At 57.7% G+C, this 14,846-nt stretch carries 20 protein-coding genes; 14 read left to right on the plus strand and 6 right to left on the minus strand.

All coding sequences use genetic code 11. From position 1 onward, the window contains the following. Positions 1-30 precede the first annotated feature (30 nt). Positions 31-1,779 carry a DEAD/DEAH box helicase gene (locus J122_RS18910; RefSeq protein WP_061333676.1) on the plus strand — a complete coding sequence of 583 codons (1,749 nt, stop codon included), beginning with the start codon at positions 31-33 and terminating at the stop codon, positions 1,777-1,779. 110 nt (positions 1,780-1,889) lie between these two features. On the opposite strand, the gene J122_RS18915 is transcribed toward J122_RS18910, so the two are convergent. Continuing rightward, positions 1,890-2,630: an AraC family transcriptional regulator gene (locus J122_RS18915; RefSeq protein WP_061333679.1), complete on the minus strand. Its 741-nt coding sequence runs from the start codon at positions 2,628-2,630 to the stop codon at positions 1,890-1,892. An 80-nt stretch (positions 2,631-2,710) separates the two neighbouring features. On the opposite strand from J122_RS18915, the gene J122_RS18920 reads away from it, so the two are divergent. From J122_RS18920 to J122_RS18930, 3 genes are all read left to right on the plus strand, one after another. Beyond that, the gene (locus J122_RS18920; RefSeq protein WP_061333681.1) at positions 2,711-3,160 is read left to right on the plus strand and encodes a hypothetical protein; all 450 of its coding nucleotides are present in this window, start codon (positions 2,711-2,713) and stop codon (positions 3,158-3,160) included. Between the two features lie 89 nt (positions 3,161-3,249). Further along, positions 3,250-3,954 carry a class I SAM-dependent methyltransferase gene (locus J122_RS18925; RefSeq protein WP_061333683.1) on the plus strand — a complete coding sequence of 235 codons (705 nt, stop codon included), beginning with the start codon at positions 3,250-3,252 and terminating at the stop codon, positions 3,952-3,954. Between the two features lie 103 nt (positions 3,955-4,057). Then, complete coding sequence (locus J122_RS18930; protein ID WP_082780650.1) at positions 4,058-4,978, plus strand: bifunctional transcriptional activator/DNA repair enzyme AdaA; 921 nt, start codon at positions 4,058-4,060, stop codon at positions 4,976-4,978. Between the two features lie 5 nt (positions 4,979-4,983). On the opposite strand, the gene J122_RS18935 is transcribed toward J122_RS18930, so the two are convergent. Next, positions 4,984-5,976 (minus strand): MBL fold metallo-hydrolase, encoded by a 993-nt coding sequence (locus tag J122_RS18935; protein ID WP_061333685.1) that lies wholly within the window; start codon positions 5,974-5,976, stop codon positions 4,984-4,986. 16 nt (positions 5,977-5,992) lie between these two features. Between J122_RS18935 and J122_RS24885 the strand changes: the two genes are divergently transcribed. Then, on the plus strand, positions 5,993-6,244 hold the full coding sequence (locus J122_RS24885; RefSeq protein WP_156471789.1) for a hypothetical protein: 252 nt from the start codon (positions 5,993-5,995) through the stop codon (positions 6,242-6,244). A gap of 19 nt (positions 6,245-6,263) precedes the next feature. Here the strand turns inward: J122_RS24885 and soxR are convergent, their stop codons facing one another. Then, the gene (gene soxR / locus J122_RS18940) at positions 6,264-6,731 is read right to left on the minus strand and encodes a redox-sensitive transcriptional activator SoxR (RefSeq protein ID WP_061333687.1); all 468 of its coding nucleotides are present in this window, start codon (positions 6,729-6,731) and stop codon (positions 6,264-6,266) included. 143 nt (positions 6,732-6,874) lie between these two features. Between soxR and J122_RS18945 the strand changes: the two genes are divergently transcribed. From J122_RS18945 to J122_RS18955, 3 genes are all read left to right on the plus strand, one after another. Beyond that, the gene (locus tag J122_RS18945) at positions 6,875-7,516 is read left to right on the plus strand and encodes an MBL fold metallo-hydrolase (protein ID WP_061333689.1); all 642 of its coding nucleotides are present in this window, start codon (positions 6,875-6,877) and stop codon (positions 7,514-7,516) included. Positions 7,517-7,580: 64 nt separating this feature from the next. After that, positions 7,581-8,192, plus strand: a complete 612-nt coding sequence (locus J122_RS18950; protein ID WP_061333691.1) for a class I SAM-dependent methyltransferase — start codon at positions 7,581-7,583, stop codon at positions 8,190-8,192. A gap of 65 nt (positions 8,193-8,257) precedes the next feature. Beyond that, complete coding sequence (locus tag J122_RS18955; protein ID WP_061333693.1) at positions 8,258-8,692, plus strand: DUF4399 domain-containing protein; 435 nt, start codon at positions 8,258-8,260, stop codon at positions 8,690-8,692. A gap of 11 nt (positions 8,693-8,703) precedes the next feature. Here the strand turns inward: J122_RS18955 and tenA are convergent, their stop codons facing one another. Continuing rightward, positions 8,704-9,372 (minus strand): thiaminase II, encoded by a 669-nt coding sequence (gene tenA / locus J122_RS18960; RefSeq protein WP_058092641.1) that lies wholly within the window; start codon positions 9,370-9,372, stop codon positions 8,704-8,706. 101 nt (positions 9,373-9,473) lie between these two features. On the opposite strand from tenA, the gene J122_RS18965 reads away from it, so the two are divergent. Continuing rightward, entirely contained in the window at positions 9,474-9,929 is a 456-nt protein-coding gene (locus J122_RS18965; RefSeq protein WP_058092640.1) for a GatB/YqeY domain-containing protein, read from the plus strand. Positions 9,930-9,980: 51 nt separating this feature from the next. Here the strand turns inward: J122_RS18965 and J122_RS18970 are convergent, their stop codons facing one another. Beyond that, positions 9,981-10,649, minus strand: a complete 669-nt coding sequence (locus J122_RS18970; protein ID WP_058092639.1) for a glutathione S-transferase — start codon at positions 10,647-10,649, stop codon at positions 9,981-9,983. Positions 10,650-10,841: 192 nt separating this feature from the next. Here J122_RS18970 and J122_RS18975 point away from each other — a divergent pair, with 192 nt between their 5' ends. Continuing rightward, on the plus strand, positions 10,842-11,480 hold the full coding sequence (locus J122_RS18975; RefSeq protein ID WP_058092638.1) for an SDR family oxidoreductase: 639 nt from the start codon (positions 10,842-10,844) through the stop codon (positions 11,478-11,480). A gap of 3 nt (positions 11,481-11,483) precedes the next feature. On the opposite strand, the gene J122_RS18980 is transcribed toward J122_RS18975, so the two are convergent. Further along, positions 11,484-12,284, minus strand: coding sequence for a hypothetical protein (locus tag J122_RS18980; RefSeq protein ID WP_061333695.1), 801 nt, complete (start codon positions 12,282-12,284; stop codon positions 11,484-11,486). A gap of 210 nt (positions 12,285-12,494) precedes the next feature. Between J122_RS18980 and J122_RS18985 the strand changes: the two genes are divergently transcribed. The 4 genes from J122_RS18985 to J122_RS19000 form a co-directional block, all read left to right on the plus strand. Beyond that, positions 12,495-12,881 (plus strand): DUF2750 domain-containing protein, encoded by a 387-nt coding sequence (locus J122_RS18985; RefSeq protein ID WP_058092221.1) that lies wholly within the window; start codon positions 12,495-12,497, stop codon positions 12,879-12,881. A gap of 26 nt (positions 12,882-12,907) precedes the next feature. After that, complete coding sequence (locus J122_RS18990) at positions 12,908-13,603, plus strand: hypothetical protein (protein WP_058092220.1); 696 nt, start codon at positions 12,908-12,910, stop codon at positions 13,601-13,603. 38 nt (positions 13,604-13,641) lie between these two features. Beyond that, the gene (locus tag J122_RS18995; RefSeq protein ID WP_061333697.1) at positions 13,642-14,352 is read left to right on the plus strand and encodes a DnaJ domain-containing protein; all 711 of its coding nucleotides are present in this window, start codon (positions 13,642-13,644) and stop codon (positions 14,350-14,352) included. A gap of 170 nt (positions 14,353-14,522) precedes the next feature. Beyond that, a partial coding sequence (locus J122_RS19000; RefSeq protein WP_061333699.1) for a PBPRA1643 family SWIM/SEC-C metal-binding motif protein occupies positions 14,523-14,846 on the plus strand: 324 nt, incomplete at its 3' end.

The following is a 14,846-nucleotide window of genomic DNA, read 5'->3' on the forward strand; positions in this document are numbered from 1 at the left end:
GAATAAATGCAGTAAAGAGGTTTAAGTCTTTTGCTCACACACCTTCGCCCCTACCAGCAGGAAGCTGTCGATGCCACGCTGAATCATTTCCGCAAATCGGACGAATCTGCCGTGATCGTGCTGCCTACCGGCGCCGGCAAAAGCCTGGTGATTGCCGAACTGGCCCGCCTTGCTCGCCGTAAGATTCTCGTACTCACGCACGTCAAAGAGCTGGTGGAGCAGAACCATTCCAAATACGAGGGGTATGGGTTAGCCGGTGGCATCTTCTCCGCCGGGCTGAAGCGCAAGGAGAGCCAGCATCAGGTCACCTTTGCCAGTGTGCAGTCGGTAGCTGCGAACCTGGATCAGTTCCGGGATGAGTACTCGTTGGTGATCATTGACGAGTGCCACCGGGTCAGCGGTGAGGAAACCAGCCAGTATCAACAAATCATTGAGTTACTAAAACAGCAGAACGACTCCCTCAAAGTACTTGGGCTGACCGCGACGCCCTATCGCCTGGCCATGGGCTGGATCTATCGCTATCACTACCGGGGTTTTGTTCGCAGTGAAGATGACAAGCCCTTTCAGCGCTGCATCTACGAGCTGCCGCTAAGCTACATGATCAACCGCGGCTATCTCACCCGGCCGGAGTTGGTGAATGCAGCGGTGGCGCAATACGATTTCTCGTCGCTGGCTCAGGACCGCTTTGGCGAATACGCCGAGAAAGACGTCAATCAGCTGCTGAGCAAACACAAGCGAGTGACCCGCGCCATCATTGAGCAGGTGGTGGAACTGGCCGCGGACCGCCAGGGCGTGATGGTTTTCGCTGCAACGGTAGAGCATGCGCGGGAGATCACCGGCTATCTGCCGGAGAGCCAAACCGCCCTGGTGACCGGCGCCACCGACCAGAAAGATCGGGACCTGCTGATTCAGCGCTTCAAGCAGCGGCAGCTAAAGTACCTGGTGAATGTGTCTGTGCTCACCACGGGTTTCGATGCGCCCCATGTGGACCTGATCGCCATTCTTCGCCCTACCCAGTCGGTGAGCCTGTATCAGCAGATGGTGGGCCGTGGTCTTCGCCTGGATGAGGGCAAAAAGGATTGCCTGGTGATTGATTACGCCGGCAACCAAGTGAACCTTCATCACCCGGAGGTTGGGGAGCCGAAACCGAATCCAGACAGTGAACCGGTGCAGGTGTTCTGCCCGGGCTGTGGGTTTGCAAACATCTTCTGGGGCAAAACCGACAGCGACGGCCGGGTAATTGAGCATTACGGGCGCCGTTGCCAAGGGCTGCTGGAGCCCGTGGAGGGGGAGAGCGCGCGTGCCTTGCAATGCGACTACCGTTTTCGCTTCAAGGAGTGCCCCCACTGTGGGGGCGAGAACGATATTGCAGCCCGCAACTGCGGGCACTGTCACAAAGCGATTATCGACCCGGACGATCAGCTAAGGGATGCCCTGAAACTCAAAGATGCCATGGTGATTCGTTGCGCCGGTATCACCCTGGGCCTTGGCGGAAGCAAGCTGAAGATGACCTACCACGGTGAGGATGGGGAGGAGCTTGGCGAGTCGTTTGATTTCAGCAAGCCAGCACAGCGCCACGTGTTTAACAAACTGTTCGGCCGCAGATTTGCTAACGGCCAGGCTCCGAAAACCTTCGGTAAGGCGGAGGAGGTACTAGAGTTGCAAGCTCTGTTGCCGGCACCGGATTTTGTGATTGCCCGTAAGCAGAAGCATTATTGGCAGGTCCAGGAGCGGATATTTGATTATCGGGGGCAGTATCGTAAGGCGAATGAGGTGTGATGCTTTAAAAGGGGCGCATGGTTGCCCACGAGTTCGGCGAAGTGGGTGCCAACCCTCCGATGGCCGGTCAGCTCTGCCATTTTCCAGGAATGCAGGTTCCTCTTCGGGCGTTAACGCAGAACCTGCAACCCTTGCAGGCCATGAAGCACCCGTGACGGCGCGATGCCAATCATATCCTGAAACATCCGGCTGAGGTGTGCAGAGTCGTGCAGGCCCGCGCTAAGGGCTGCCTCGGTGAGCGACTGGTCCTTCGCTACGTGGTAGAACACGGAACGCAGGCGCGACCAGCTTCGGTAACGCCGGAAACTGATGCCCACTTCCTCCCGGAAAAGATGGTTGAATCGCGATTCCGATAAGTGCACCTGGTTGGCCAGATTGGCGCGGTTGAAGGGTTGGTCTCCCGCTTCCCGCAAGTAGTCAAGGCTTCGGGCAATGCGGTTGTCCAGCTCGGCTCGGTGCCCAAGCGCCGACGCGGGGAGGAGTTGGGACATGTCAAAGGATTGCAGCCTTCGCTCCAGACTTCTCGGCCGCGCGGGAGAGGGGATTGGGTCGAACACCAGCGGGCGATCACTCAGCCACCCTGCTTTCAGGAGTCGGGTCTCCGGCGCATCCGGTTCCAGGTAGAGGGAGGCTATGTACTCACCTCCGCTATCCAGCCCGTGCTTCACATCGGCATTCACCAGGGCGCTGTGGCAGGTCTCACGGCGACCATCCGGGAAATGCAGCGTGATGGGGCCACTCAGGCCAATCAAGAGCACCGGCGCGGCATGTGCGTGCATTCTTGCCGGAGGGAGCTCACCCAGGAACAGAGCCCGGTCATGCGCCAGCCAGATGCGTTTTTCCTGTGTCATCGAATAGCCCAAACGTACAAGTTGTACCGGAGCTTGTCCGGCATACTTCAGCCTCACAACTATAACCAAGGAGTAAATGTATGTCTCTGGCCGAAAAGATCTGTCTTTCAGCGGCGTTCCTGTTCTTCATGGCGGGGCTTCTCACTGGCATCTGGAAATACCGGCACATGGCCCGAAGCGAGGACGCTTCGTCGCCGACCTATGTCGACATCGCTCACCGCAGTTCACTACTTTACAGCTTTGCGGCACTGCTGTTGGCTGCGTTCAGCGCCCGCAGTGTTTTTGCGGACTGGGTTAACGTTGTGGCGGCTGTCTCGGCCTTAGCGTTTTTCGCGTTTGCCATCGGCACCTATATCCTCCATGGCCTGCTTCAGGACACCGACAACCAACTGCGCCGCCCTCACCGCTTGGGGAAGCGACTTCTACCGCCCTGGATGACTGGGGTATTCATGGTGCTGCTGATACTTGGGGAAGTGGGGGGTAGCCTGGTTTTGGGACTAGGAGCGATGCTTGGCATCTGGCAGGGCTAGAGAGGCTTGTTTGCCATTCGTCACTGCAGCACCGCTGGAGTCGTTGCTGCAGGTTACAATGGGGCATTTGAAGCGCCGCGGAGCCCCTGATGTCCCTCAAGAAGACCCCAGATCTCTATGAAAAGTTGATTGTCCAGGCATGGGATGAGAACGGGAGGGCCTGGATTGATGCCGTTCGGGATCACGGAATCCGTGCGCCGGGCGTGGCGTCGCGTGACGCTTTGCTTGCCGCAATCAATGACCATGTTCAGCCGAACTCTCGGGTCCTGGATGTGGGATGCGGAGAGGGCTGGTTAGTGGATTTACTGACCGGGTCCGGTTTTCGTGCCGTCGGCGTGGATGCATCCCGCGAGCTAATCGAATACGCCCAAGAGCATCGCAAGGGGCATTATGTGGTTGGAGATCAGTCTGATCTCGCTAAGTTGGGGCTTGGAATATTTGACTTGGTCGTCTGTAACTTTTCACTGTTTGGCGACGAAACTGTGCGCCGATGCGTTATGTCTGTCCCTCAAATGCTGACCCCAGGCGGCGTGTTGATTATCCAGACACTGCACCCGATGATGTTCAGCGGAAACGAGGTGGCCAAGAGCGGTTGGCGGGAAGGTACCTGGGCCGACTTGCCCGGCGATTTCGGTGAACCGTCTCCTCTTTATGTTCGGACACTGGACGACTGGAGCCGGTTATTCAGTGAGGCGGGTTTAGGCGTTTCCCGGATGCTGGCACCAACTGCAGGAAATGCCGATCCCAAGAGCCTGATTTTTGTTGTTTCCCGATGCGAGAGGACGGGCCAGTAAACGTCGGCTGGCTTGGCAAGGAGTAACAGGGCAAGAATCGGATGGAAACGCCTGGCATTGTCCGTTGTAATAGCCCTGAGCTTGGCGAATATAGGGGAATGACATGCCGTTGCCAGTGGAGCAGGAGATGCGGGCTGTCCTGGAATCCGGGGACGACCGCCAGGAGGGGGATTCACGAATGACCCGACTGGTAAGAATCGCACATTATATTGAAACGCACGCAGACGAGCCTCTGACGCTGGCAGGCTTGGCGGCTATTGTTGGGCTTTCTCCCACGCGGTTACAAAGGCAATTCAAAGAAGCGTTTGGCGTTTCTCCCAAAGCCTATCAGGACGCGGTGCGGATGCGCTACTTCAAGCAATCCCTGAAAAATGGCGATAAGGTCACGGATGCGATCTTTGCCTCTGGGTTTGGTTCCGTCAGCCGGGTATATGGGGAAGCGCACCGCAATATTGGAATGCCGCCCAGGGCCTATCGGGCCGGGGGGGAGGGTGAGGTCATCGTCTACGCTTGTCGACCCACCTCTCTGGGCTTGATGGCCATGGCCGCAACGGATAGGGGCGTCTGTTTTGTCCAGTTTGGTGACAGTGAGTCCTCGTTGGTGAGTGGTCTGAAAACGGAATTCCCCAAGGCCGAAGTGAGGGCGTCACCGGCCCGGAATGCCCCGGAGCTTGATGCCTGGGTGGAGGCTTTGGATCAACACATCAGCCAAGGCGCCCCGAGGCCGGATCTGCCGCTGGATATGCGAGGGACGGCTTTTCAGATGAAGGTGTGGCAATTCCTGTTGAGCATCCGGGAAGGCGATGTGCTTAGCTATAGCGAATTGGCCGCGAAGATCGACAAGCCCAAAGCGGTGCGGGCCGTGGCCTCTGCCTGCGGCAAAAACCGGATAGGCGTACTGATTCCCTGTCACAGGGTGTTGCGGGGTGATGGCGGGCTTGGTGGGTATCGTTGGGGCTTGGAGAGAAAGCGAGCGTTGCTTGACGCAGAGCAGAAACAGCAGAGAGCTGACGACGGTTCTTAGGGAGGCTACGTTGGCGACCAGACTTCTCCATGTTGCATTACCCGAAACTCCGATTCGCTCAACCCTTGTCTCTCCAGCGCCAGCCGCAGTCGCCGTGGTGGCTCATCCATGGGCTCATCAGTGAGTACGAAGGTGCCCCAATGCATGGCGACGGATTGGCGGGCGCCAATGTCCTGATGAATCCTGACCGCCTCTTCCGGTGCCACGTGCACCGGGGCCATGAACCAGCGCGGGTCGTAAGCGCCGATCGGTAGCAGCGCCAGATCAATGGGTGAGAACAGCTCGCCGATATGCCTGAATATTCCGCCGTAGCCGGTGTCCCCGGCGAAATAGAGACGGAAATCGTCGATTTCCAGAAGCCAGCTACACCAGAGCGTGGTGTTGGTGTCCGTTGCGGTGCGGCCGCTGAAGTGCTGGGCTGGCAGGCAGAACACCTCCTGATCGTCGGCTATACGGTCAGACTGCCACCAGCCCAGTTCTACCAGGTTATGGATGCCGCGTTTTTCAAACCAGGGGCGCAAGCCCATGGGAATACAAAAGCGCAGGTGTGTCCCGAAGCGCCGGTGCAACTGGCGCACGGTTGCTTCGTCCAGGTGGTCGTAGTGATTGTGTGAGATCAATACCAGGTGGATAGGCGGCATGTCTGCCACGGTCAGGGCCGGCGGTGTGTGCCGCTTTGGCCCGATCAACTGGAAAGGGCTGGCACGGTCTGACAATACCGGGTCGGTCAGCACGTTCAGGCCCCGATGCTGGAACAGGAAAGACGAGTGCCCCAGCCAGACCAGTTGTGGCTTTTGGGGTGGCTTTGCCAGCAAATGGCCATCCGGGCGTAGCAGCGTGAAGCGTTTACCCTGCGGGAAGCGGCGGCCTGGCGCCAATTGCCAGCGCAGGAAATCCCCCAGGCCGTGGCGGGGCACCGGCTCCAGGTTTCGATACCTTCCCCCATTGCAATGGGGTTCTGCGGCAAGGGCAGCAAGGCGTTCACGGTTGATGGTCATGGGTTAGGCTCGCCGGTTGGAATCAGTTCAGCATTATATTTTTGTTTCAGATAGACTGGGAGCGCTGATTCTGGCACTTAAGCCAAGACTTGATATGGAAAACAATATGAGTAAGAAAGCTGTTAAAGCTACCTTAACATCTGCCGAAATTGAAGCGCAGACTGCAGCCTTTTTAAAGTCCGGCGGTCGTGTTGAGCAGGTGGGCAAAGGTAAAAGTGGGCAACTGACTTCCACCGGCACAAAGCAGATCAACCTGAAAAGCAATTGATGATCTCGGGGTAACCCGGTTACTCGGCATCCGGCTCCAAGAGCCGAGCCCCGGGGCCTCGCTCGCCCAATTCATCCCAGGGGTTCCTTAGCCGGCAGGCGTCGATAGACAGGCAGCCGCAGCCAATGCAGTCGCTGAGTTGGTCCCTCAGCCCGGTGAGCATGTCTATGCGGCGGTCCAGGTCTGCCCGCCAGAGCTCTGAAAGGTGTTTCCAGTCGTCAGCGGTAACCGTGCGATCCGTTGGCAGTGCGGCCAGGGCATCGCCGATCTTGGCCAATGGAATACCAAGCCGCTGCGCCACCTTGATCACGGCGATTCGCCGTAACACATCTCTCTGGAAGCGCCGCTGGTTGCCCGCGTTGCGCCAGCTCTTGATGAGCCCCTTTTGTTCATAAAAGTGGATGGCCGATACCGCCACGCCGCTGCGTCTGGCAACTTCCCCAACACTGAGCGTGGCTCGTAGCTCCTGGTTGTTTTCTGTCTTCATGATTGCCTCTGAGGTGCTTGGTCTGGCTATTCTCCCGATAGCCATTTTCCATGATTCTGTTCGTTGACCTCAACTTAACTTTAGGTATTAGGCTGGCGGTGCAGTGACTAACTGTTCAATCAGTGACTATTCAGGAGGATGTCATGAAACAGATTTTTCCAGACCTTTGGCAAACTGACGTAGAGAATCCATTCCCCGGACTTACCACCCACGCCTATCTGCTGACGAGAGAAGAGGGCAACGTGCTCTTCTATAACACCGGTCACGAGTATGAAATTGATGCCATGGCCACCCTAGGTGGCGTTGATTGGCAATTGTTGAGTCATCAGGATGAATTGGGTAAGTCGCTCTTGCGGGTGCGTGAACGCTACGGAGCCAAGCTGGGCGGGCATGCACTTGAGCGGGAATCCTTCGCGGAGATCCTGGAGCCGGATGTTCTGTTCACTGGAAGACAGACTCTGGCTGGCAACATCGAGGTGATTTCAACCCCTGGCCACACACCTGGCAGTACTTGTTTTCAGGTGAGATCGGCGACTGGTAAGACCTACCTTTTCACGGGCGACACGGTTTATCGAAACCGAAAAGAGCAATGGAGCAATGGCTTCATAAAGGGTTGGAGTGACTGTGACACTCTGGTGGCCAGCTTGCGGATGTTGCGTGAGTTGCAGCCAGATGTGGTTATTTCCAGTGCATTTGCCGACAAGGACGGTTACCAGGAAATGTCGCCAAACGATTGGGCACGCCACGTGGATAGCGCACTGCAGCCTTTGCTTACGGCTGGGTAAGTCGGGTTATGGGTCGCACTGCTATACTCGATGAACAGTTGAGGTCGTTAGTGGGGCAAGCGAAATGGATGGAGGAAGTGGCGAGCCGAAGGCCGATTCGAGCCGGAGGACGAATCCGGCGGCCTTCTTTCGCGGATTCCTGCGGGAACCGGGCCAGGTGGGCTCTGTTATCCCCAGTTCAAGATTTCTGGAGCAGCGAATCGTTGAGGCGTCTGGTCTATCTGTCGCCCGACAGGTCGTAGAGCTGGGCCCCGGTACGGGCGGCACCACGCGCGCGTTTCTTCGTCACCTGGGGCGAGACGCGCGGCTTCTCTCAATTGAGCTGAGCCCTTTCTTCCATAAGTTGCTTGGCGACATCGTTGACCCCCGCTTTTGCAACCACCTGGGCAGCGCCGAGGATCTCACCGAGATCCTGGCTGTTTACGATATGCAACAGCCAGATGTGATCATCTCTGGGATTCCCTTCTCAAAGATGCCGGCGGCTGTGGCTCATCGTGTCGTGCAGGCAGTGAATGACAACCTGGTAGAGGGCGGGCGGTTTATCGCCTACCAGTTCCGCCGAGATGTCGCCCGCTTTACCGATCCGGTCATGGGGGCCCATACCAGCTGTACGCTGGAACTGCTGAACATTCCGCCCATGCGGGTATACAGCTGGATTAAAGGTGGGGGTGGTTGAGTTTTTCATAACCGGGAAAGTTAACCTACTATTAGGGAGTGGTTCACTCACTGAAGGAATAGGTTATGAACACCATGATCAGGACACAGCGTGTCACGTTTGGTTTGATCCTTGCCGCTTCGATGGTCGCCGGTGCCCATGGAGCAACGCCTGCGCCTGAGGGGGCGGCGGTGTATTTTGTGACACCGCTCGACGGGCAAACCGTGAGCTCTCCGGTGACGGTAAGGTTTGGCCTGGAGGGCTTGGGCGTTGCGCCGGCGGGCGTGGAGCGTGAGAAAACCGGGCACCACCATTTGCTGGTTGATGTGGACGACCTGCCCCCGATGGACAAACCGATCCCTGCGGATGAACGGCATATTCATTTTGGGGGAGGCCAAACCCAGACCACGCTGGAGTTAGAGCCGGGCGAACACACACTCCAGCTGTTGGTTGGTGATCACCTGCATATTCCCCATGAGCCGCCGGTGATGTCTGAGAAAATCACCATCACGGTGGAGTAGTGGGCGCAAACCTAGTCGCTCAGATGCAGGCCCATATCCCAGAAGTCGATTTCTAGCCGGGTGGCATCCCGGAAGATGTGGGATAGCTGTTCAAATCGGCTCGGGGTTACGTCCGCCAGCCGTTCATCCAGCCAGCGGATTTCCGCCTGCATGGCTCCCTGGAATTCGTCGCTTTCGTACATGGCGATCCAGGCATCGTAGGGGTTGCCCTCGCCCCGCAGGGTTTCTGAGCGCCGGTTCAGCCAGTTGGCGATCTCGCCGTAGCCGACCATGCAGGGTGACAGGGCCACGTGCAGGTCCAGCAGGTCGCCGCGATTGCCTGTATCCAGCACGTAGCGGGTGTAGGCGAGGGTGGCGCGGGCTTCGGGCAGGTTGTTCAGTTCCTGCTCTGAGATTCCCCACTCTTTGCAATAACTGATGTGTAACCCCAGCTCGGTATCCAGAATGGCCAGCAGCCCGTCTTTGGCTTGCAACAGGTCAGCCAGGGTCGGGCTTTTGTAGGCCGCCAGGGCATAGGCCCGGGCAAACTGGATCAGGAACAGGTAGTCCTGTTTCAGGTAATGCTGGAAGGCTTCCGGCGCGAGTGAACCGTTGCCCAGCTGTTGCACAAAACTGTGTTCGATGTAATCCCGCCACTCGGTGGGAAAAGCGTTTTTGAGATCTTCGAACTGGTACGGCATTGAAACTCCATGGCGGTGGTTGTCGAGTTGGTTTTGAGGGCCTGGGGCTGGTTCTTTGATATTATGCCCACACTCTTTTTCCTTCAAACAGGAGCCCAACCATGGCACAAGCATCTCTCAAGGAACAGCTCGGCAATGCGGTGAAAGACGCAATGCGCAGCAAAGACAAGGACCGGCTGGTTACTCTGCGTATGGCCCAGTCTGCCATCAAGCAGATTGAAATTGATGAGCGCCGCGAGCTGAGTGACGATGATGTGCTGAAGGTGTTGGACAAGATGCTGAAACAGCGCCGGGATGCCGCCAGCCAGTACGATGACGCCGGCCGGGGCGAGCTGGCGGACAAGGAACGGGCGGAAATGGCGATTATTGAGGAGTTCATGCCGGCGGCACTATCTGAGGAAGAGCTGGACGGTTTGATTGCTGAGGCGATCAGCTCAACCGCTGCAAAGGGTATGCAGGATATGGGGAATGTGATGAACGAGCTGCGCCCGAAAGTGACGGGCCGGGTGGATATGGGGCAGTTGAGCAAGAAGGTGCGGGCTGCACTGGCGGGCTGAGCACCAGCCCTGGTTTGTTAAGGCGAGGGCCGTTGGCCCTCGCCGCTATCCTCAGGCGAAGTCGTACTCGCCGCCTTTCTCAAGGGCCCTCTGGTAAGCCGGCCGGGCGTGTACTCGCGCCACCCAGGCAGAAATGTGCGGGCGGCTTGCACCCACAATACCCCGTGCCACCGAGGCCTCCAGCGGGAAGCTCATCTGGATATCGGCTGCGCTCAGTTCGTCCCCCAGAAACCAGGTATTCTTCGCCAGGTGGGCTTCGACAAAGTCCAGATGGGTTTTGATCATAGGGCCAATGAATATCTGGTTCGTTTTGTCGGCGATGCCTTTCGCCACCGGCCGGATGAAAAACGGCATCGGGCTGGTTTTCACTTTTTCAAATACCAGGCGCATGACCAGCGGCGGCATCAGTGAACCCTCGGCGTAATGCATCCAGTAGGTGTAATCCAGCCATTGCTGGCCGCCGTTTTCGGGCAGCATGCTGTCTTTGCCGTAAGTGTGGGCCAGGTATTCAATGATGGCGCCGGATTCTGCCACCACCAGATCACCATCGGTAATCACCGGTGATTTCCCCAGCGGGTGTACCTGTTTCAGGCTGGCGGGGGCCAGCATGGTTTCAGCGTCGCGCTCGTAACGCTGGATTTCATAGGGTACGCCCAGTTCTTCGAGCATCCAGAGAACCCGTTGTGAGCGGGAGTTGTTGAGGTGGTGGACTGTAATCATGCGGAAGCTCCGTTCCCGTTAAAAAGAGTGTTCGGGTAGTAGAATAGTGTGCCAGCGGCCTTTTGGTTCACCTTTGATGTAATTCATTTTTAATGATGCTTCTGAATAAACCGCTTTTGTGGCTTGAATTGCGTTCAGCGGGCACTCAACTATAAAAGATACATACGCTGAACAGCGAAGCAGGAGGTCTACATGCACGTGTTTATAGCAGGCGCCAACGGGCAGATCGGGCAACATCTGTTGCAGGAGATGGCAAACAGCGATCACGAGGCCCGTGCGTTGGTCCGTCACCCGGATCAGGGGCCGGAATTGCAGAAGCTGGGTGCCACCGAAACCGTATTGGGTGACTTGGAACACGATTGTAGCGAGGCCATGCGCGGCTGCGATGCCGTCATCTTTACCGCGGGCTCCGGCCCTCATACCGGCCCGGATAAAACCATTGATGTGGATCAGGACGGTGCTATCCGCCTGGTAGACGCTGCCAGGGCCATGGGTATAAAGCGGTTCATCATGGTGAGCAGCATGCGCGCCGAGGAGCCCGAGAAAGGCCCCGAAAAACTTCAGCACTATCTACGGGCCAAGCGAAATGCCGATGAACACCTGAAGAACAGCGGCTTGAATTACACCATTGTGCGGCCGGGGCGGCTGACCAATGATGAAGGTACCGGCAAGGTGGCGGTGAGTGAACGGCTGGCGTCTTTCGCGGAGATTCCCCGGCAGGATGTGGCTCGGGTACTGCTGGCGGTGCTGGACTCGGATAATACCGACAACCGGGTGTTTGATGTGGTTTCAGGCGACACGCCGGTGGTTGATGCCCTGGCAAAGCTTTAATGCCTACCAGCTGAGCATCACCCGGCCGAAGACACTATCGCCGAGGCGAATATCCAGGTTACCCGCGTTCAGATCCTGGTATCGAACGCGGGTGTCGATACTGGCGCCTAGCCCCAGCAAAACCGCAGGCCAAGAATCATGGCCAAAGCCGAGCCGGTAGCTTAGTTCCGCCCGCCATTCCCGAAGATACAGCGCGCTTTCAACCTCGCGGGACTTGTCGAGTGTGGCCCAGCGGTCGCCCGCGCGCTCCATCCGAACGCCCCAGCTCTGGTCCGGGCTTTGCCACTGCGCCAGAACAGGCAGGTCCACCTGCCAGTGACCGTAAACCGTGGACTGCGCCCATCTCAACCGCGGCAGCCAGCGGAACGAACCGAAGCGATGATCGCCGCCAACACCCACGCTCAGGTCTGAGCCCTCGTGCCAGGCCCTGAACACAGCGAGGCGGCCATTGAGCACCTGGCGGTGGAAGTCCTGGTGTTTGAACATATTGGAGCTGCCGGCGACGCCCACCTCAGTCTCCAGGTGATAAAGGTTGTGTTGCCAATCGCCCCCGAATGTCAGCCGATGCAGGTGGCCGTTGTGGGCCGGAGTGCCCGTGCGAATGCGAAGCGGCTGGTAATCGTAGTCGAGGCTCACGGTGGAGGTTGCGCCCTGGTATCGCCAGCCCAGGCCCCGCTGGGAGCGGCTAATGTCTTTGGCGGTGGGCTCGTCATTGGGCCAGCTATATGGCTGCCAATGCCGATACTGCAGGTAGAGGGTGCCGGCAGCACTGGCCGGACCGGGCAACGCGATTGCGAATAACACTATGGCTGTCGCAATTACTTGCGCTGCTAGTGCATGATGTCTGGTTCGGGCACCGGATTCGCGGAATACCATAGGGCGTGCTATCGCTCGGGCTGTACACTAACCATAGCGGCTGTTCAGGCAGCGTGCTGTCTTTCCTGATAGGCTTCAGTATATGCATAGCCGCTTCGGGCGGTGAAACCGGTATTGGTTCCCTATAATGGAGTTTTCATGAGCGATAACCCCTTGGCCCAGATTCTTGAGATGGATGGCGAGGAACGGTATGACTACTTTCTGGATGCCGTTGCCGACGAGCGCGAAATCTGGATTCTGATCAATGCCGATAACCAGTTTCTGAAAATTGTTTCGGAAGAGGACGGTGTAGGGTATCTACCGGTTTGGCCGGGAACTGAGTTTGCGGCGGATTACGCCAAGGATTCCGGCGACCTCTCACCGAAGGCGGTTTCTCTGCCGGACTTCTTCAAGAAGTGGGTGCCAGGTTTAACCCGGGACGGCTTGGAAGTGGGTGTCTTCCCCGGTGGTGAGGGTGAGTTATGGATTACCCCTGCGGAAGAACTCAAGCGTGACCTGCAAGAGGTGATGTCCAGCTCATTCTAGTTCCGAATGGAAGGTGGCGGAGGCTTATGGCTGATAAAGAGCTACGTACCAAATCCGATAAACAGGCCATCGACCAGTTTATCCACCAGGTTCGCACGCTGCCCGCGAAGGGGGGTGGCGAGGGGCGCCTGATCTTCGCTCTGGATGCCACCGCCAGCCGGGAGGCAACCTGGGATCAGGCCTGCCATTTGCAGAGTGAGCTATTCATGGCTACCGAGGATTTGGGCGGCCTGGCCATTCAGCTGTGTTATTACCGTGGCTTTGGTGAGTTCAAGGCGACCAGGTTTGTGAATGAGACCGGCCAGCTGCTGAACCTTATGAACGGCGTGTCTTGCCTGGGTGGCCGCACCCAGATTAGCCGGGTGTTGGCCCATGCGGTGAAGGAAACCCGGGCAAAAGCAGTAAAAGCCGTGGTGTTTATCGGCGATTGTTGCGAGGAGCCTGTGGATGAGCTTTGCCACTCCGCGGGCGAACTGGGCCTGTTGCGAACGCCGGTGTTCATGTTCCACGAGGGGCACGATCCCCACGCCAAGGCGGTGTTCCAGCAGGTCAGCAAGTTGTCTGGTGGTGCCTACGTACCTTTCGATCGGAACAGCCCACAGGTACTGAAGGATCTTATGGCGGCTGTTGCGGTCTATGCTTCCGGGGGAGCGAAAGCCCTGGAGGATTTTTCCAGCCGTAGTTCTGCGGAAGTGAAACGCCTGACTCAGCAAATTCGCTAGCACTTGCTGAGTAGGCTGAGAGAACCCGGAGTATCTGAGTGCCACTAACGCTGTTGGTTATTGTGTTAACGGTTGTTGCGTGGGTCTGGCTGCGCAGCCAGCCGGCCAGTCAACGCAAACCGGCGATTATCAAACTGGCTTTGTTTGCGGGTACCGGTTTGATGCTGGTGATGGCAGTGACCGGCCGGCTGCATTTTCTGTTCGCGTTATTGGCGTTTCTTTACCCGCTGTTGCGCAGGGTGTTGCCGTCAATACTGACTGGGAACCTACCGGGCGGTGGCCAGGCGAAAACGGGTAATCAATCCCGGGTCGCCAGCGATATCCTGGAAATGAGCCTGGACCACGATTCCGGAACCATGAGCGGCAAGGTTCTGAAAGGCCCAATGGCCGGGCGAGCGTTGTCGGATCTGAGCGAGAGCGAATTTCTTGAGCTTCTGCAGTACTGTCGTATGGAAGACGAAGACTCTGCCCGCTTGCTGGAAACCTATCTGGACCGCCGGTTTGGTGATTCCTGGCGCGCGGATGATCAGGGCGATACCGCTGGCGGTGCCTCCGGCCAGCAGTCACGGGCGGGCGGCCCGCTTACCGAGGCCGAAGCGCTGGATATCCTTGGCCTGCAACCCGGCGCCAGCGAGGAAGAGATTGTTCAGGCCCATCGCCGGATGATGCAGAAAATGCATCCGGACCGTGGCGGTAGTAATTATCTGGCGGCACGTATCAATGAGGCGAAGGAGCGGCTCTTGAGTTGATGCGTGCACAGATGGTCTGCCAGTCTTCCTTACTGGATTTGCTGCTTTAACGGAGTGACTTCCGCTTCTGCCTATATATTCGACGCCACAAGCGTGCTAAAACGTCTCCGCCCAGCGGCTGCAGGCGTTGTACTGGCTTCTGGCTATCTTCCGTTCACCAGGATATCAGCATGTCAGACAAGTTCTTTTATAAAGGCCGGCAGGATGCTCGTCAGCATCACACCGATTACGGCGGGTTCAAGACCAAGGCCAGTCAGAAAAGCGGCAGCAAGAAATTTCCGCTAACGCTGGTGGTCACCAGTGAGGCACGCAAGCAAGAGATCGAAGCCCAGGTGGCCGAGGCCGGGCTACACGCCAACATTACGGTAGACGACCGCGAGGGTGCGGTTGAATCCATCGCCGAGCTGACGGTACTTGTGAACAAGGTTGCGACGGTCGTCACCACGAAAACGCCGTCTCGTAACGACCCGTGCAGTTGCGGTAGTGGCTTGAAG

Origin of the sequence: Marinobacter excellens LAMA 842 (assembly GCF_001574445.1) — a bacterium.
Classification (GTDB): Bacteria; Pseudomonadota; Gammaproteobacteria; order Pseudomonadales; family Oleiphilaceae; genus Marinobacter; species Marinobacter shengliensis.